This is a genomic window from Hydrogenophaga sp., from assembly GCF_026125825.1.
Lineage (GTDB): Bacteria > Pseudomonadota > Gammaproteobacteria > Burkholderiales > Burkholderiaceae_C > Hydrogenophaga.
In genome coordinates this window covers 1-17854 of sequence record NZ_JAHCKK010000088.1, presented here as the reverse complement: position 1 = coordinate 17854, position 17854 = coordinate 1, and the positions used below count along the sequence as shown (strand labels likewise).

The 17854-nt window shown below is 69.4% G+C and carries 13 protein-coding genes; 3 read left to right on the top strand and 10 right to left on the bottom strand.

What is annotated here, in order from left to right; translation table 11 throughout:
• Positions 1 to 238: 238 nt before the first annotated feature.
• From priA to KIT86_RS20330, 4 genes are all read right to left on the bottom strand, one after another.
• Positions 239 to 2386: a primosomal protein N' gene (priA, locus tag KIT86_RS20345; RefSeq protein ID WP_297401752.1), complete on the bottom strand. Its 2148-nt coding sequence runs from the start codon at positions 2384 to 2386 to the stop codon at positions 239 to 241.
• 445 nt (positions 2387 to 2831) lie between these two features.
• Positions 2832 to 3935: a uroporphyrinogen decarboxylase gene (gene hemE, locus KIT86_RS20340; protein ID WP_297401749.1), complete on the bottom strand. Its 1104-nt coding sequence runs from the start codon at positions 3933 to 3935 to the stop codon at positions 2832 to 2834.
• Between the two features lie 54 nt (positions 3936 to 3989).
• Complete coding sequence (locus KIT86_RS20335; RefSeq protein ID WP_297401756.1) at positions 3990 to 4565, bottom strand: thioredoxin family protein; 576 nt, start codon at positions 4563 to 4565, stop codon at positions 3990 to 3992.
• A 102-nt stretch (positions 4566 to 4667) separates the two neighbouring features.
• Positions 4668 to 6890, bottom strand: a complete 2223-nt coding sequence (locus KIT86_RS20330) for a thioredoxin family protein (RefSeq protein WP_297401748.1) — start codon at positions 6888 to 6890, stop codon at positions 4668 to 4670.
• A 225-nt stretch (positions 6891 to 7115) separates the two neighbouring features.
• On the opposite strand from KIT86_RS20330, the gene KIT86_RS20325 reads away from it, so the two are divergent.
• The gene (locus KIT86_RS20325; RefSeq protein WP_297401746.1) at positions 7116 to 8339 is read left to right on the top strand and encodes a cyclopropane-fatty-acyl-phospholipid synthase family protein; all 1224 of its coding nucleotides are present in this window, start codon (positions 7116 to 7118) and stop codon (positions 8337 to 8339) included.
• A 3-nt stretch (positions 8340 to 8342) separates the two neighbouring features.
• Here KIT86_RS20325 and KIT86_RS20320 read toward each other — a convergent pair whose 3' ends face one another.
• Entirely contained in the window at positions 8343 to 9089 is a 747-nt protein-coding gene (locus KIT86_RS20320; protein ID WP_297401744.1) for an alanyl-tRNA editing protein, read from the bottom strand.
• A gap of 36 nt (positions 9090 to 9125) precedes the next feature.
• Between KIT86_RS20320 and KIT86_RS20315 the strand changes: the two genes are divergently transcribed.
• Complete coding sequence (locus tag KIT86_RS20315) at positions 9126 to 9968, top strand: creatininase family protein (protein WP_297401742.1); 843 nt, start codon at positions 9126 to 9128, stop codon at positions 9966 to 9968.
• Positions 9969 to 10070: 102 nt separating this feature from the next.
• On the opposite strand, the gene KIT86_RS20310 is transcribed toward KIT86_RS20315, so the two are convergent.
• Positions 10071 to 10754: a histidine phosphatase family protein gene (locus KIT86_RS20310; protein ID WP_297401740.1), complete on the bottom strand. Its 684-nt coding sequence runs from the start codon at positions 10752 to 10754 to the stop codon at positions 10071 to 10073.
• Between the two features lie 202 nt (positions 10755 to 10956).
• Between KIT86_RS20310 and KIT86_RS20305 the strand changes: the two genes are divergently transcribed.
• Positions 10957 to 13284 (top strand): ATP-binding protein, encoded by a 2328-nt coding sequence (locus KIT86_RS20305; RefSeq protein WP_297401739.1) that lies wholly within the window; start codon positions 10957 to 10959, stop codon positions 13282 to 13284.
• A gap of 121 nt (positions 13285 to 13405) precedes the next feature.
• On the opposite strand, the gene KIT86_RS20300 is transcribed toward KIT86_RS20305, so the two are convergent.
• The 4 genes from KIT86_RS20300 to KIT86_RS20285 all read right to left on the bottom strand — a co-directional run bounded on the left by KIT86_RS20300 (position 13406) and on the right by KIT86_RS20285 (position 17658).
• The gene (locus tag KIT86_RS20300; protein WP_297401737.1) at positions 13406 to 14917 is read right to left on the bottom strand and encodes a tripartite tricarboxylate transporter permease; all 1512 of its coding nucleotides are present in this window, start codon (positions 14915 to 14917) and stop codon (positions 13406 to 13408) included.
• Between the two features lie 31 nt (positions 14918 to 14948).
• Positions 14949 to 15434 (bottom strand): tripartite tricarboxylate transporter TctB family protein, encoded by a 486-nt coding sequence (locus KIT86_RS20295; protein ID WP_297401735.1) that lies wholly within the window; start codon positions 15432 to 15434, stop codon positions 14949 to 14951.
• 155 nt (positions 15435 to 15589) lie between these two features.
• Positions 15590 to 16963: a HAMP domain-containing sensor histidine kinase gene (locus KIT86_RS20290; RefSeq protein ID WP_297401733.1), complete on the bottom strand. Its 1374-nt coding sequence runs from the start codon at positions 16961 to 16963 to the stop codon at positions 15590 to 15592.
• On the bottom strand, positions 16960 to 17658 hold the full coding sequence (locus tag KIT86_RS20285) for a response regulator transcription factor (RefSeq protein ID WP_297401754.1): 699 nt from the start codon (positions 17656 to 17658) through the stop codon (positions 16960 to 16962). Before KIT86_RS20285 ends, KIT86_RS20290 begins: the two co-directional genes overlap by 4 nt.
• Between the last annotated feature and the right edge of the window lie 196 nt (positions 17659 to 17854).

Here is a 17854-nt window from a genome sequence, read left to right as displayed (position 1 = left end):
TGGTGCGCGGCGCCGATGCGGATCTGGTGGTGCGGTTGAAGGAGCTCAACGTGCGCCGGCTGCTCCTGCAGCCCTTTCGCTTGCGTGACGTGGTGCACACGCTGGAGCAGATATGGCCTTCGCAGAAAGCGCTTGCCGTGTGAAGAAGCCTCTTTCAGAACACCGCGGGTCCGGCTTGGCCGGCCCGCAGGTGTTGCCCCCTGGGGGGTGACGCCGCAGGCGGCGCGGGGGGAGCCTTTTAAATCGCCAGCGGGTCCACATCCACGGCGAATCGGACCAGCCCGCGCGCCTGGGGCAGGCTGCGGCACTCCAGCAACACCGGCTGCCAGGCGCTCAGGAAGCGCTGCAGGGCGGCGCGCGAGACCGCTTCCACCAGCAGCTGCGCGCGCTCGACGTTGGCCACGCGCTGGATGGTCAGCGGCACCGCGGGGTAGAGCGTGATCTCGTCGCGGTGCGGCAGGCCCTCGGCGGCCTGCGCGGCCGCGTTCAGGTAGGCCTGGGCCGCCTGCTGGGTGCGGGCGTCCGCGCGAAGCAGCGCCTGGTGGCCGAAGGGTGGCATGCCAGCGCTTTCGCGCTCGCCCAGTTGCTGCGCCGCGAAGGCCGGGAAGTCGTGCCGGCGCAGCGCCGCGAACAGCGGGTGCTGCGGCGTCCAGGTCTGCACCCACAGTTCGCTCTCGCTGCCCTGGCTGCTCACGAAAGCGGCATCGCGCCCGGCGCGCCCCCCGGCCTGCATCAGCAACGCGAACAGGCGTTCGGGCGCGCGGTAGTCGCTGGCGAACAGGCCCGAATCGGCGTTGATGCCGGCCACCAGCGTGATGCGCCGGAAGTCGTGCCCCTTGGCGATCATTTGGGTGCCCACCAGCACGTCCACCTCGCCGCTGTGCATGGTGGCGAGCTGCTGCTCCAGGCTGCCTTTGAGTCGGGTGGAGTCGGCGTCCATGCGCGCCACGCGCGCGGGGCCGCCGTCGGGGCGCTTCACATCGGCCAGCAGGCTGGCGAGTTGTTCTTCCAACTGTTCGGTGCCCTTGCCGATGGGCGCGATGTCGAGGTTGCCGCACTCGGGGCAGGCGCGCGGCACGCGTTCGGTGAAGCCGCAGTGGTGGCAGCGCAGCGTGCGGTCCAGCTTGTGGAAGACGCGAAAGGCGCTGCAGTGCGGGCAGGCGCTCTTCCAGCCGCAGTCGTGGCACGCCAGCACCGGGGCGTAGCCGCGCCGGTTGAGCAGCACCATGCACTGCTCGCCGCGTGCGATGCGCTCGGCCATGGCGGCCACCAGGGGCGGGGCAAGCACCGCGCCCTTGGGCTGGTGGTTCATGTCGACCAGGCGCAGGCGCGGCAACGCGCCGCCGCCGATGCGCGCCGGCATGGACAGCCGCAGGTAGCGGCCCTGGTCGGCCGCGTGCCAGCTCTCCAGCGAAGGCGTGGCCGAGCCGAGCACCACGCGGCAGCGCGCCGCCGGGTCGCCGCCTTCGGCCAGCAGCGCCTCCGTCTCCACCTTGGCGCGGTACACCGCGAGGTCGCGCGCCGAGTAGCGCGCACCTTCCTGGCTCTTGTAGCTCGGGTCGTGCTCCTCGTCGACCACGATCAGGCGCAGCCCGGGAAGGCTGGCGAGCACCGCCATGCGCGTGCCCAGCACGATGCGCGCCTGCCCGGTGTGCGCGGCCAGCCAGCTGGCCAGGCGCTGCGCGGGCGTCATGCCGCTGTGCAGGCAGACCAGCGCGCCCGCGCCGAACAGGGGCTCGAAACGCTCGCGAAAGCGCGCCTCCAGTTGAGGCGTGAGGTTGATCTCCGGCACCATCACCAGCACCTGCGCGTCGGCCTGCGCCTGCAGGACGTGCTGCGTGGCCTGCAGGTAGACCTCGGTCTTGCCGCTGCCGGTGGCCCCGTACAGCAAGACCGGGGCCTGGGCGGCTTCGAGTGCCTGCAAGGCCTCGCGCTGCTCATCGCTCAGATCCGGGCCGATGTCGGTGGACGTGCCTGCCGCGAGGGCTTGCGGGGCGCCGGCGGCTTGCTGCTTCTCGCGCTTCTTGAGGCGGCGGGCGAGTTGCACGGAATTGAGGTCGCGCAGTGGCGGCGGCAGGGCCGCCAGCGACACCTCGCCCAGGCTGCGCTGGTAGTACTGCGCCGCGAAGCGCACGAGCTGGCGCCAGCGCGCATTGAGCGGTGGCAGGCCTTCGAGCACGCCGGCCACGGCCTTGGTCTGGGCTTCGGTCAGGCCTTCGGGGGGCTCGGCAGGGCATTCCCAAACCACGCCCAGCACCTCCCGGGCGCCCAGCGGCACCCGCACCAAGCTGCCCGGCGCGAGCGACAACTCACTCCGGTAGGTCAGGCTGGCACCCACTCCGCTGTGGGCGGGGGTGGCCACGACGACGCTGGGCCAGAAAGCCATGCTTAGCGCCTGTTCCTCAGCCGGACTGTCGGAATTCGCGCTAAGTTGTTGATTTGACAGAGCATCGGAACATATCCAGACTTTTTGTGGATAACTTTGTTGATAGTTTGCCTGCGCGCGGTCGGAAGCCTTGCAAATCAAGGGCTTGCTTAAACTGCCTGCAAAAAAAGCAGAAATTAAAATCTATATGAATCAATGACTTACGAAGGACTTGCGGGAATTGTCCCGCGCTGGGCGGCTGCGGGCCGGATGGCGCACCGCAGCACGAGTTTTGTGCATAAGTAAGGCGTGTCAAGTGACTTTTTCGGCATTATTTGTGTTATGGCCGGTGGGGGCGGTGGCTTTTTGACGCCTTCATGACGCCGCCGAAGCACCTCGCGCGAACGCGACGAACGGTGCCGGCGCCCATCCAAAGCGCCGGCCCAGCTGCAAAAACGCGAGCGCGTCAGGGCGCCTGGCGCAGCCGCCGGGAATGCGAATGCACCGCATCCACGAGCACCGACACGTGCTCGGGCGGCGTGTGCTGGCTGATGCCGTGGCCCAGGTTGAAGATGTGGGTGGGACCGGTGCCGGCGCCCTGGTGCGGCCGGCCAAAGCTCTCGAGCACCGCGGCCACCTCGGCCTCGATGCGCTCGGGCGGGGCGAAGAGCACGTTGGGGTCGATGTTGCCCTGCAGCGCCTTGCCTTGGGCGCCTTCGCCGACCTGGGCACGAGCGCGCGCCAGGTTCACGGTCCAGTCCAGGCCGAGGGCGTGGCAGTCCAGGTCCTTCATGTCGTCGAGCCAGAGGCCGCCGCCCTTGGTGAAGACGATGCGCGGGATCACGGCGCCGTTGTGCTCGCGCTTGAGTTGGGCCAGCACACGGCGCGTGTAGGCCAGGCTGAAGTCCTGGAACTTGCCATCGGCCAGCACGCCGCCCCAGCTGTCGAACACCATCACCGCCTGCGCGCCCGCCTCGATCTGCGCATTGAGGTAGGCGGCCACGGCATCGGCGTTGATCGAGAGGATGCGGTGCATCAGGTCGGGGCGCGCGTACATCAGCGATTTCACCGCGCGGTAGTCGTCGCTGCCGCCGCCCTCGACCATGTAGCAGGCCAGCGTCCAGGGGCTGCCCGAGAAACCGATCAGCGGCACGCGGCCGGCGAGCGCCTTGCGGATCGAGGTGACGGCGTCGAACACGTAGCGCAGCTTGTCCATGTCGGGCACGGCCAGCGCGGCCACGTCGGCCTCGGTGCGCACGGTTTTCTCGAACTTCGGCCCTTCACCCAGGGCGAAGGACAGGCCCAGGCCCATGGCGTCGGGCACGGTGAGGATGTCGCTGAACAGGATCGCCGCGTCCAGCGCATAGCGCTCCAGCGGCTGTAGCGTCACCTCGGTGGCGTAGTCGGTGTTGGTGGCCAGCCCCATGAAGCTGCCGGCCTTGGCGCGCGTGGCGCGGTACTCGGGCAGGTAGCGGCCGGCCTGGCGCATGAGCCAGACGGGCGTGTGGTCGGTGGATTGGCGAAGGCAGGCGCGCAGAAAAGTGTCGTTCTGCAAGGGGGCAAAGGGCATGTCGGTACGCGGGACTGGGGTGGGGGGGTATCGGGGGATTATCCCGTGTGGCGTCTACGCCGCCCCACTGCGGTACTTGATGCCGCAGCCATAGGCGCGGCTGGTGGCCACGCTGACGGGCTTGCCCGCGCGCAGCTCGTCGAGGCCCTGGCGCACGTAGTTGGTGGCCTTGGGGATGTCGTCCACCCGCGCCGACGCGATGCTGTCGATGCCGCCGGCATAGACCAGCAGGCCTTGCGGGTTGACGATGTACATGTGGGGCGTGACGCGCGCGGCATAGGCTTCACCCACCTTGCCGTCTTCGTCCATCAGCGTGGCGGTGGGGCTGGCTTTCTGCTCGGTCATCCAGCGGCCGAGCTGCGGGGGCGAGAGGTAGTCGGCGCTGTCGTCGCGCGTGGAGTTGATCGCCAGCCACACCACGCCCTGGCCGGTGGCTTCCTTTTGAAGCGCCTGCATGTTGCCCTGGTAGTGCTTGCGCACGAAGGGACAACCGGGGTTGTTCCACTCCAGCACCACGGTCCTGCCCTTGAAGTCCGAGAGCCGGACCGGTCGGCCGGTGGTGTCCATGAGGCTGAAGTCGGGCGCTGCCCGGCCCACGCCGGGGGCCGCGAACGCGGGCGTGACCAGCATCGTGCCCAAGGGCGAGAAGGCGGCCAGGGCGAGCAGGGGACGGCGTTGCATGGTGGATCTCCTGGAAAGCAGGTGGAAAGAACAGCGAAGCCGGGGGCTTGTCTAGAGCCTGGCGAGCGCCGCGCGGACCTCGTCGACACTGAGCACTTCGGTCAGCACCTGTGGGGGCTGGCCGTTCTTGTAGATGGCGTACACCGGCACACCGTTGCGACCCAGGCTGGCGAGCGCGGCCGTCACGGCCGGGTCGCGGCGCGTCCAGTCGGCGCGCAGCAGGGCCACGTTCTTGCCGGCCATGTCGCCCAGCACGGTGGCATCGGCCAGGGTGGTGCGCTTGTTGTACTGGCAGGTCACACACCAGGCGGCGGTGAAGTCCACGAACACCGGGCGGCCCTGCGCGACCAGGTCGGCCTGGGCCTGCGGGCTCCAGGGTTGCCAGCTCACGCCAGCGACCGCCGTGGCCACGGCCTGGCCTGGCGCGGCGTCCTGCAGGCGCGTCACGTTCGGTCCGATGGCCCAGCCCAGCCAGGCCAGGCCGACGAGCGAGAGCCCGGCGATCACGGTGCGGCCCCGGCCGCGCAGGCCCAGGGCCCAGACCAGCAGGGCGAGCACCACGAGCAGCATGAGCAGCGCAGCCGCACCGTCGATGCCGCTTTGCTGTCCGAGCACCCACAGCAGCCAGACCACGGTGGCGAACATCGGAAAGGCCATGAGGTGGCGAAAGGTCGCCATCCAGGCGCCCGGGCGCGGCAGGGCTCGCGCCACCGCCGGTACCCAGCTGGCCAGCAGGTAGGGCAGGGCCATGCCCAGGCCCAGCGCGGCGAACACGGCCAGCGCCTGCGCGGCGGGCAAGGCGATGGCCAGGCCCAGCGAGGCGCCCATGAAGGGCGCGGTGCAGGGCGAGGCGATGGCGGTGGCCAGCACACCGGTGAGGAAGGCGTCGGTGGTCGGGTTGCGCGCCTGCAGGCTGGCGACGCGGCTGGGCAGCACGCTGCCGAACTCGAACAGGCCGGCCAGGTTCAGGCCGATCAGGGTGAACAGCACGGCCAGTGCGGCCACCACGCCCGGGCTTTGCAACTGGAAGCCCCAGCCGAGTTGCTCACCGGCCGCGCGCAGCCCGAGCAGCAGCGCACCGAGTGCGACGAAGGAGAGCACCACCCCGGCGGTGTAGGCGATGCCGCTGGCCCGGTGGGCGCTGCGCCGTTCGCCGTGCTGGGCGAAGGCCAGGACCTTGATGGCCAGCACCGGGAACACGCAGGGCATGAGGTTGAGGATCAGCCCGCCGAGCAGGGCGCCGAGCACGGCTGCGCCCAGGGTGAGCGGGCTTGCGCCGTTGCCCGCGGGTGCGGCGACTGTGGAGCGCGCGGCGTTGGCGTCCAGCGCGGCTTGCAGGGCTTCGGGCACGGCGGCGGGCAGCGGCGCGGCGGCCGGCCAGGTGCCTTGCACCGGCACGTCCAGGCGCACGCCGGGGCTGCCTGGCCCCTGGCCTGCGGGCGAGGCCTGGGCCACCACCAGGGCGAGGCGCTGTGGGCTGTCGCTGCGGTGCGGCGAGAGCGGCACGCGCGCGCGCCAGCGCTCGCCGTCCCAGGACTGCGTCCAGGGCTGGCCGGGTTCGATCAGGCCGGCGGCTTCCGGAAAGAACTCCAGCGTCTGGCCGCGCCAGGCGGCGGGCAGGCCGCTGAGCGCCACGTTGAGGAAGCCGGGCTCGGGCGCGGCGTGGCTGTCCTGCGCCGGCTGGTCCTTGGGCGAGGCCTGGAAGCTGGCGTCGAAGGCGGCGCCGTGCAGGCCGGTGGAGCCGCGCACCGGCAGGCGCAGGGCGAAGTTGCCTTCTTCCGGAATGCACTCCTTGCGGCACACCAGCCAGGTCGCGTAGAGGCGGATGTCGATGTGGCTGCCCGTGAAGCCGGGGTCCACCGTCAGCGGCACGGGCAGCACCACGGTGCCGTCGTAGCCGTAGTTGGCGAGGTTGCCGATCGGGAATTTGCGCGGTGTGGGCCAGGCGATCGCCCCGGCGGTCACGCCGGGCGGCAGCGTCCACTGCAGGTCGGTGGGCAGGCCGGAGTCACCCGAATTCTTCCAATAGGTGTGCCAGTCGGGCGCGTGGGTGATCTGCAGGCCGACCCAGACCGGCTGGCCCGGCCCGGCGCCTTCGGGGGCGTGGGCCAGCAGTTCGGCCCGCGCCTGGTCGCTCTGCACCACCGTCTGCGCGGGCGCCGCGCCCGACAGCACGCCCTGGGCGGGCACCGACAAGGGCGCGAGCGCCAGCAGCAAGACACCGAGCAGGCGGCGCGTGGCGTGGCGGACCGAAGGGATGGCGTTGAGGGGCATCGGGCAACAGACAGGGGGGGATCGGAGCGGGGCGGTGGCACCGCCCGTGGGTATGAGAGGCCGGGCGTGCCCAAGTTCCTGGGGCAGGCCGCTCAAATATAAGCGAGCACTGTTTGTCTGTGTGCCGAGTCGCCCGGTGGGCTTTTCACCCAGGCTTCACAGGGCTTTGATGTTTGGGTACAACCGGGGGCGAGGGGTGGTTGACCAGCATGGAGGGTTGTGTGCATGGGATCGATCGTTGAACGCGCCTTGCTGCCGTGGGCGCAGCGAGTCAAATCGCGGGTGAACTTGCCGGTTCGCCTCAGTTGGGGCGAGCGAGGCGCTTCCTCGCTGTCGCTGGGTGAGTTCGATGCGCCGCAGGTGGAGATCCGGGTGCGCGACGCCTCGGCCTTGCCCCTGCTGATCGACCCTGGCCTGGACACCCTGGGACAGGCCTATGTCGAGGGGCTGATCGACGTGGACGGTTCGATGGCGGACATCCTGGCCGTGGCGCACCGGCTGGCCGAGACCGCCGAGCCTGAAGCCGGTCTGCTCGGGCGCCTGCGCCGCCGCTTTGCCCACACGCGAGAGAGTGACAGCCAAGCCATCCAGTACCACTACGACGTCTCCAACGCGTTCTACGCCCAGTGGCTGGACGAGCGCATGGTCTATTCCTGCGGCTACTTCGAGAACGGCGACGAGACGCTGGACGAGGCGCAGCTCAAGAAGATCGACCACATCCTCACCAAGATCCAGCTGCAACCCGGCCAGCGGCTGCTCGACATTGGCTGCGGCTGGGGTGCCCTGGTGCTGCGCGCGGCGCAGAAGTTCGGCGCGCACTGCGTGGGGGTGACGCTCTCGAAGAACCAGCACGAACTCGCGCGCGAGCGCGTGAAGGCCGCGGGGCTGGAGGACCGCATCGACATCCGCCTGCAGGACTACCGCGACGTGAAGGATGGCCCGTTCGACCGCATCACCAGCGTGGGCATGTTCGAGCACGTGGGGCTGAACCACCTGGCGGCGTATTTCGGGCACATCCGCTCGCTGCTCAAGCCCGGCGGCTGGGCGATGAACCATGGCATCACCAGCACCGATGCGCAAGATGGCGAGACCCGGCACGGCGGCGGCACCTTCATCGACCGCTACGTGTTCCCGCAGGGCGAGCTGCCGCACATCGGGACGGTGCTTCGCACCATGCAGGAAGGTGGGCTCGAAGCCTTCGACATCGAGAGCCTGCGCCGCCACTACATGCGCACCACGCAGCTCTGGAGCGAGGCCTTCGAGGCGCGCACGGCGCAGATCAAGCCGCTGGTGGACGAGCGCAAATGGCGCATCTGGCGCGTGTACCTCGCGGGCTGCGCCTGGGCCTTCGAGCACGACGAAGTGTCGATCTACCAGGTGATCTGCCGCGCCGCAGGCCAGCCCGCGCAGGGGCTGCCGTGGTCGCGCAAGTGGATTTACGCGCGCTGACGTTCAGTCCACAAACCCCAGCACCACCCGGCGGGTGGTGGCCGATTTCTTCTCGATTTTGGTGACCACGACGCGGCCGATCTCGGCCGTGTTGGCCACGTGCGTACCACCGCAGGGTTGCAGGTCGATGGGCAGGTCGGGCTCGCCGATGCGGATGGTGCGCACTGTGCCGCTGCCGCGCGGCGGCGCCACGCTCATGCTCTTGACCAGGGCCGGGTTGGCGTCGAGCTCGGCGTCGGTGATCGCGCCCACGGTCAGTGCGTGCGACGCGGCCACCAGCCGCGCCAGGCCTTGGGTGAGCACCTCCTTGTCGAGCGCGTCGGTCATGTGCAGGTCCATGCGCGCGTAATCGGGTGTGATGGAGCAGCCGTTCACCGGCACCGGCACCAGGTGGCAGAGCAGGTGGGTCGCGGTGTGAAAGCGCATGAGCCGGTGGCGGCGATCCCAGTCGATGCGCGCGGTGGCTGGCAGGCCGGCGGCGAGCCGGGCCAGCAGCGCTTCCTGGCCGGGTGCGGGCACGTGCACGATCTCGGCAGTGGGCCGGCCTTCGGCGTCCTTGCCCTTGCGGGTGTCGGCGATCGCGATGGTCGTGCCGTCGGTCAGCGTGAGCGTGCCGGCGTCGCCGGCCTGGCCACCGCCCAGGGGATAGAACACCGTTCGGTCGAGCACGATGCCCAGCTCGTCGGCGCGCACCACGGTGGCTTCGCACTGCCGCAGATAGGCGTCCTGTCGGAAAAGGTCTTGGGTCATCGCGCCATCTTACGGGCGGGCACTTAAGATGCGCGAATGCCCACACCGTCCCGCTTCTGGTCCGACCTCACCACCGCTGATTTCGCTGCGCTGGACACCGGCCGCGCCATCGCCGTGCTGCCGGTGGCCGCCACCGAACAGCATGGGCCGCATCTGCCGCTGTCGGTCGACACCGACATCGTCAACGGCGTGCTGCGCGCCGCCTTGCCGCACATCAGCAGCGAACTGCCGGTGCTGGTGCTGCCCACGCAGGCCGTGGGCTACAGCCCCGAGCACACCGGTTTCGCGGGCACGCTCACGCTGCGCATCGAGACGCTGGTGCGGGTGTGGACCGAGCTGGCCGAGTGCGTGGCGGCCAGCGGGGTGAAGAAGCTGGTGCTGTTCAACGCGCACGGCGGCCAGGTGGGCGCGCTCGACCTCGTCGCGCGCGACCTGCGTGCGCGGCTGGGCATGCTGGTCTACAGCGTGAACTGGTTTCACCTGCCGCTCACCGATGCCAAGGGGCACGACCTGAACGCGCTGTTCAGCGCCGAGGAGCACCGATTCGGCATCCACGCGGGCGAGATCGAAACCTCGCTCATGCTCGCGCTGTCGCCTGAGCGGGTGCGCCTGCGCGAGGCCGAGCACTTCCGGTCGGCTTCGCAGGGCCGGGCCCAGCGCTTTCCGATCCTGGGCAATGGCAAGAGCGCCAAGCTGGCCTGGCAGATGCAGGACTACAACCCGCAGGGCGCCGTGGGCAACGCCGCCGCCGCCAGCGCCGACAAGGGGCAGGCCGTGCTCGAAGCCGCTGGCCGCGCGCTGGCCCAGCTCTTGAGCGAAATCGACCGGCTGCCGCCGGACACGCTCACCGACCGAGTCGCATTTCCGCCCGCGCGCTGAGCGAGCCGCGCAGCGGTGGAGCGTGGGGGCCGCCCCAAGCCGGGTCAGCCCCCTTGGGGGGCAGCGACCCGCGCAGCGGTGGAGCGTGGGGGCCCCCTCCTTTTATGCGTACGTGGCCCAGTCCCTGAAGTCCGCCCGGTCCAGGTGCGGCAGGGTGTTGTAGCTCAGCAGCGTGTGGCGCTTGGGGTTGAACTGGAACTCCGTCACCGCGCTGTTGCGGATGCGCAGGTTCAGTTCGATTGTGGCTTCTGGGCTGAGCCCCAGCACATGCCCCACGGCGGTGGCAATCGGCCCGCCGCTGGAGACCAGCAGCACGTTCTGGCCATGGTGGTTGGCGCGCACGTGGTCGAGCGCGCCCGTCACGCCGCGCACGAACTCGGTGTAGCTGGGCATGCCCCGTGGGCTCACCGTCCCGGCCATCCACTGCGCGAGGCCATCGCGCAACAGCCGGAAGTGGTGGCGGTAGAGCTCGGGGGCTTCCTCGGCGCTGCGCGGCTTCTGCAGGGGGTGGGGGTGGATGGCATGGATCACCGCCTCGCTGTCGTATTCGTTGAGGCCGCCCCAGGCCAGCGGTTCGTGCGAGATGCCCGCGCCTTCGGCAATGCCGGCCCAGGTCTGCTGGTGCCGCCGCAGCGTGCCGGTGATCACCGCGTCGAACACCATGCCGCGCTCGGCCCAGTAGCGGCCCAGTTGCACGCTCTGGCGCTGGCCCAGGTCGCTGAGCTGGTCATAGTCGTCCGAGCCAAACGAGGCCTGGCCGTGGCGCACGAGGTAGAGGGTTCCCATGGCGGCATTCTGTGGCCGCGCGGCGGCCCGACTTTGTCCCGGCAGCGACTGGGCAGCCGCCCGCCAGTCGCGCAGGTGTCTGCCCGGATTCCGTGACGGATGTCGGTCGACCGAACTCACGCGGCTTTGCGGTCTTTTTCCATCGCTAGGCGGCACCGGCCCTGTGCTTCAATCGTCGGCATGTGCGTCTTTTCCCGTTGCCATGCTGTTTGACATGCCCACCCTGCTCGCGATGCGGGTGGGCATCGATGGGCTCACGGCCCTGGCGTTTTTCGGCCTGCTGCGCCGCTACCCGACCATCGGTGGGCCGGGCTGGTGGTCGTTGTCGTCCGCCGTGTCCATCCTGGGGTCGCTGGGCCTGTGGGTGCGCGACAGCGTGCCCGACTTCCTCGCTTACGGCATGGGCAACACGGCTTTGTGCGTCGCACCCCTGCTGGCCTGGATGGGCCTGCGCAGCCACCTGCAGTTCCTGCAGCCCATGGCGCGGGTGGCGGCGGCCGGCCTGGTGCTGGCCGGGCTGCAGAGCGTGTTCATCTTCGTGTGGGACCTCTCGCAGGCGCGCCAGGGCGTGTTTGCGCTGACGGTGCTCATCATCATGGCCATGGCGTACCGGGACATGACGAGCGCCGACCCGCAGCGGCGGGTGCCCGAGATGCAGGCCCTCAAGCTTCTGACGGCGGTGGAGTTCATCGCCATGCTGCTGTTTGCCCTGGCCGGGCCGGTGGCGGGGATGCCCCTGTCGCAGGTGGGTCCGGTCACGGTGTTCTTCTTCCTGCTCGCGAGCCTGCTGCGCGTGGTGCTCTATGGCGCGCTGGTGACCTACCGGCTGCGGCTCGAAGGGGATCGCGCGCGCCAGGGCCTGCAGACCCGCGAGGCCGACTCGCGTGCGCTGATCGAAAACCTCAGCGCTGGCGTGATGGTGTTCCGGCCAAACCACACGTTGTCGAGCATCAACAGCGCGGCGCGGCGCTTTTTTGGCTGGAGCCCGGGTGGCGCCAACACCGCCTTGGCCGAACCCACTGGGCCGGGCTGGCAGATGCTGCGCGAGGACGGACAACCCATGCGCCGCCACGACATGCCCTTCGAGCGCGTGCTCGCCACGGGCCAGCCGGTCAAGAGTGTGGTGGTGGGCGTGCCGGTGGGCAATGGCGACGAGGTGCACTGGGCGCTTTTCAATGCCTACCCCGAGAACAACGCCCAGGGTGGCCTGCGCCATGTGGTGCTGACCTTCATCGACATCACCTCGCTCAAGACCGCGCAGGCCGAGCAGAAGGCGCTGCAGGCGCAGCTGTCCCAGTCGCAGAAGATGGAAGCGCTGGGCACGCTGGCCGGCGGCGTGGCGCACGATTTCAACAACATCCTGGCCGCGATCCTGGGCAACGCCGAACTGGCGCGGCAGGACCTTTCGCCGGACGCGCCGGCGCGCGAGAGCCTGCACGAGATCAGCACCGCCGCGCGCCGGGGCCGCGAGCTGGTGCGCCAGATCCTGGCCTTCAGCCGCCAGCAACCGGCCGAGCGCACCCGCGTGGACGTGGGCGCCATCCTCGCAGAGACCTGCAACCTGTTGCGCGCGGCCATGCCGCCGCACGCGCAGCTGCTGCACGAATGCCATCCCGGCACGCCGCCCCTGCTGGCCGACGCCACCCAGCTTGGCCAGGTGCTGATCAACCTGGGCACCAATGCGATGCATGCGCTCGAAGGCCGGCCAGGCCGCGTCGAGTGCCAGCTCGACGGGCTCAAGGGGCACGATCCCCGGCTGCCGCCTGAGGTGGCCAAAGCCTGCGCCGAAGCTGGCGTGGGCGCGGTGCGGCTGCGGGTGAGCGACAACGGCTGCGGCATGACCGAGGCGGTGCGCAGCCGCATCTTCGAGCCCTTCTTCACCACCAAGGCGGTGGGCCGGGGCACCGGCCTGGGCCTGCCGGTGGTGCTGGGGATCGTGCAGGTGCATGGTGGCGCCATCGATGTGGAGAGCCGGCCCGGCAAGGGCACCACCTTCACGCTCTACTTCCCCGCTGCGCCCGACAGTCTGCCCGAGCCGCCCCTTGATCCTGCGGTTGGACATGCAGGGGCCGATCCCGTCACAATGGCCGCTCGCCTGCCCGATGGCCCTGAGACCGCCCTTTTGGAGATCACCCCCATGGCCGACGCCCCGCCAGCGGACCAGCCTCACATCCTGTACCTTGACGACGACGACACGTTGGTCTTTCTGGTGCGCCGCCTGCTGGAGCGCAGGGGCTACCGCGTGACGTCGTTCACCGACCAGCAACTGGCGGTGAAAGCCGTGCGCGAGCAACCGCAGGCGTTCCAGTTGCTGCTGACCGACTACAACATGCCGGGCATGTCGGGGCTGGACGTGGCACGCGCCGTGCTGGCGATCAACCCTGGACTGCCGGTGGCAGTCGCCTCCGGCTACATCACCGACGAACTCCAGGCCGAGGCCAAGGCGGCGGGCGTGCGCGAGGTGGTGTTCAAGACCGATGCGGTCGAGGCGTTCTGCGAGGTGGTGGCGCGCCTCGTCAAACCGGACTGACGCAACACCACCCAAGAGGCATCCAGGGTCCGGCTGCGCCGGCCCGAGATGCCGTCCCCCCTCCCAGCGCCGAAGGCGCGCCAGAGAGGGGGGAAGCCGCGACGCGGCGCAGGGGGGTGTCTCAATCCTCCACGAACGCTTCCTCGCGCTTGGCCTTGACCGAGGGCAGCAGCACCACGACCAGCAGCACCACGGCGATGGCCAGCAGGCTGGCCGACATCGGGCGCGTGACCAGCACGCTCCAGTCGCCGCGCGAAATCAGCAGCGCACGCCGCAGATACTCTTCCATCATGGGCCCAAGGATCAGGCCCAGCAGGAGTGGTGCCGGCTCGCATTTGAGCTTGTGGAAGAGGTAGCCAATGACACCGAAGATGGCGACCATCCAGATCTCGAAGGTGTTGTTGTTCTCCGAGTACACGCCCACCGCGCAGAACAGCACGATGGCCGGGAACAGCCACTTGTAGGGAATCGTCAGCAGCTTGATCCACATGCCGATCAGGGGCAGGTTCAGCACGATCAGCATCAGGTTGCCGATCCACATGGAGGCGATCAGGCCCCAGAACAGTTCGGGGTTGCTGGTCATGACCTGCGGGCCCGGCTGGATGTTGTGGATGGTCATGGCACCGACCATCAGGGCCATCACCGCGTTGGGCGGAATGCCCAGCGTGAGCAGCGGGATGAACGAGGTTTGCGCGCCGGCATTGTTGGCCGACTCGGGGCCCGCCACGCCGCGGATGTTGCCTTGGCCGAACGGCACTTCGCCCTTCTTGAGCTTGATCTTCTTCTCGATCGTGTACGAGGCGAAGGCCGACATCAAGGCACCGCCACCGGGCAGGATGCCCAGCACCGAGCCCAGGGCCGTGCCGCGCAGCACCGCGGGCGTCATGCGCTGGAAGTCTTCCTTGGTGGGCATCAGGCCCTTGACCTTGGCCGTGAAGACCTCGCGCTGGTCCGAGGGCGTGGCCAGGTTGGCGATGATTTCCCCGTAGCCGAACACGCCCATCGCGATGGCGATGAAGCTGATGCCATCGGTGAGTTCGGGGATGTCGAAGCTGTAGCGCGCCACGCCCGAGTTCACGTCGGTGCCCACCAGGCCGAAGGCCAGGCCGAGCAGGATCATGGCCACGGCCTTGAGCAGCGAGCCCGAGGCCAGCACCACCGCGCCAATCAGGCCCAGCACCATCAGCGAGAAGTATTCGGCCGGACCGAATTTCAGCGCCACCTCGGTCAGCGGGACCGCGAAACCGGCCAGCACCAGGGTGCCGACGCAGCCGGCGAAGAACGATCCCAGGCCGGCTGCGGCCAGCGCGGGACCCGCCCTGCCCTGGCGCGCCATCTGGTAGCCGTCGATCACGGTCACCACCGAAGACGCCTCGCCCGGCAGGTTGACCAGGATGGCGGTGGTGGAGCCGCCGTACTGCGCGCCGTAGTAGATGCCGGCCAGCATGATCAGCGCCGCTTCCGGCGGCAGGGCGTAGGTGGCAGGCAGCAGCATGGCGATGGTGGCGACCGGTCCGATGCCGGGCAGCACGCCGATGAGGGTGCCCAGCAGGCAGCCGACGAAGGCATAGATGAGGTTCTGCGCCGTGAATGCGACGCCGAAGCCGATCGAGAGGTTGGTGATCAGATCCATGGTTTTTGTCTTGTGAGGGTCGTCACGCGCATCAGCCGATGAAGGCCGGCCAGATCGGGAAGTTCAGCTTGAGGGCGAGCTCGAAGGCGATGTAGCTGCCGATCGCCAGGATGGTGGCGAGCACGAACACTTCCTTGGCCTTGAATTGGTCGCCCGCCAGGCTGGCGACGAAGGTGAGGGCGTAGATCGCGACGATCAGGCCCATGGCCGGCAGGCCCCAGCTGTGCACGCCCACCAGCAGCACGCCAAAGATCAGGTTGGCGCCAATGATGAAGATCAGCGGGCGCCAGGCGATGCGCCCGATCGGCTCGCCATCCTCGGTTTTCACCGTCAGCGCCTTGAGCGTGATCAGCACGCCCATGATGGCGATGAGCACACCCACCACCAGCGGGAAATAGCCCGGGCCCATGCGGGCACCGGTGCCCACGTTGTAAGTGGTGGCACCCCAGGCGAAGGCCACACCGAACGCGCTGAACAGCACGCCCGAGGCAAAGTCTCTCTGACTCTTGATTCTCACGATGTCTCCTGAAACGGCGTTGATCGCCGGCGCTTGCACAGGCCGGGCGATGGCACAGGACGTGCGCCGCGCGATCGTAAGAAGACCGTGGGTGTGCGTGGGTGACCAAAACATTGCCATTTGGCAATGTGGCCGCGGCAGCGGCGTGGCCGGGGTCAGCGGTTGGGTCGCGGCAGTTCGATGACCGCCCGCAGGCCCGGTGCCGCGTTCTCGAAGCGCAGGCGCCCGCCGTGCAGCGCCACCACCGCCTGCACACTGGCCAGGCCCAGGCCGTGTCCGGGCGCGTCGTCCGGGCTCAGGCGGTGAAAGCGCGTGCCCAGGCGCGCCAGCTCGGCGGCGGGCACGCCCGGACCGTTGTCCTGCACGATCAGCCGCACACCGTCGGGCAGTTCCTGCGTGCCCACGTGGATCACCGCGCGCGGGCCGGCGTACTTGAGCGCGTTGTCCAGCAGGTTGGCCAGTGCGCCGGCCAGCAGGTCCCGGTCGCCGGGCAGTTGCACCTCGTCGGCGGGCTCGTGCCGCAGCACGGCCTCCTGGGCCTCGGCCACGGCCTCATAGAGTTCCACCACGTCGGCGGCGACCACGTCGAGCGCCACGGGGGTGAAGCTGCGGCGCCGGGCGCCGGCCTCGGCCTCGGCGATCTGCAACAGCTTCTCGAACACCAGGGTCAGTTCTTCGATCTCGCGGATGGCCGCACCGATGGTTTCGCGCCGAAGCGGTGGAGCCATGTCCGCCTGCTCCGCGTGGCGCAGGCGCACGAGGATGCGCGTGAGCGGTGTGCGCAGGTTGTGGGCGATGGTGTTGGAGACGTGTCGCACGCCGTCCATCAGCGACTCGATGCGGTCGAGCATGTGGTTGATCTCGCGGTTGAGCAGCGCGAACTCGTCGTCCGCGCCCGATTCGGCCACGCGCTCGCGCAACTCGCCAGCCGTGGCGATGCGCTTTGCGGTGAGGCGCACCGCGCTCACGCTGCGCTCAAGCTCCTGCCGGAATACAAAGGTGCCGCCAATGAGCAGCAGCAGTGCCACGATGCCAGCGGCTGCGCTCGCGCTGGCCACCAGGGACTCGATCAACTCCTGGTCGCGCAGGTCCTGACCGACCACCAGCACCCCGCCCTCGGGCAGGGTGCGCATGACCAGGTACGCGTTCACGCTGCGCCCATCGCGTTCCACGCGCCGCTGGGTCGGCCCGGTGTTCGCGGGGGTGTCGGGTGCGCGGTCGAGGTTGCCCGCGAGCCGGTGGCCCTCGCGGTCGGTCAACAGGTAGATCTCGCTGTCGGAGTCGCGCCCGTCGGTCAGCGCCCGCGTGATGGCCGCGGCCGCAGCCGCGGAGCCGCCCTCGGCCATGTCCGCCGTCAGTTGCTGCGCGGACAGTGCCACTTGCCGCGCCATGCGCTGGTGCAGCACGCCCACGGTTTGCAAATAGACGATGGCCAGGGCGGCCAGCATGGTGACGGCGACCAGGAAGCCGTAGGAAAACGCCAGCCGGAAACCGACCGAGCGCCAGAGCCCGCCGAGCTTGCGGATCATGCGGCCAAGTCGTTGTCGTCGGCGGCGATGCGGTAGCCGATGCCACGCACGGTGTGGATCAGCGGCGGTGCGCCGCCAGCGTCGAGTTTGCCGCGCAGCCGGCTGACTTGCACGTCAATCACGTTGGTTTGCGGATCGAACTGGTAGTCCCACACGGCTTCGAGCAGCATGGTGCGGGTCAGCACCTGGCCAGGGTGGCTCATCAGGTAGGCGAGCAGCCGGAACTCGCGCGGTTGCAGGGCCACGGGCCGGCCGCCGCGCTCGACATGGCGGCTTGCGAGATCGAGCTTGAGGTCGGCCACCTGCAGCGTGCGGATCGGCGGGCCCGGCCGCGAGCGCCGCACCAGGGCCTCGGCCCGCGCGGCAAGTTCGGAGAAGGCAAAGGGCTTGGTCAGGTAGTCGTCGCCGCCCGCCTTGAGCCCTCGCACGCGTTCGTCCAGGGCGCTGAGCGCACTGAGCACGAGCACGGGTGTCTTCTTGCCCAGGCCGCGCAGGGTCGAGAGGATGGACAGGCCGTCGACGTCGTTGGGCAGCATGCGGTCCAGGATGATCAGGTCCCACTGCTCGGTGGTGGCGCGGCCCAGCGCCTCCGTGCCGTCGCGGCAGATCACGACCACGTGGCCGAGCGCGCGAAAACCATTGGCGATGTAGCGTGCGTTGTCCGCGTCGTCTTCCACCACCAGGCAGCGCCACATCACGCTGGCCTCCATCAGTTCCATGTCCTTGGGTTCAGATCGGTCATGCCCCGCATTCTGCGCGAACCGCCGCTGTGGCCGGCCTGCGCCCGCGCCTCAGGGTGGCGAGAGCAGCGTCACGCGGCCGCGTGCCGGGGTGTCGAGTTCGGCGCTAAGCCCGGCAGGGCCGTCGTTCACGCTCGGGCCACCGTCGAGC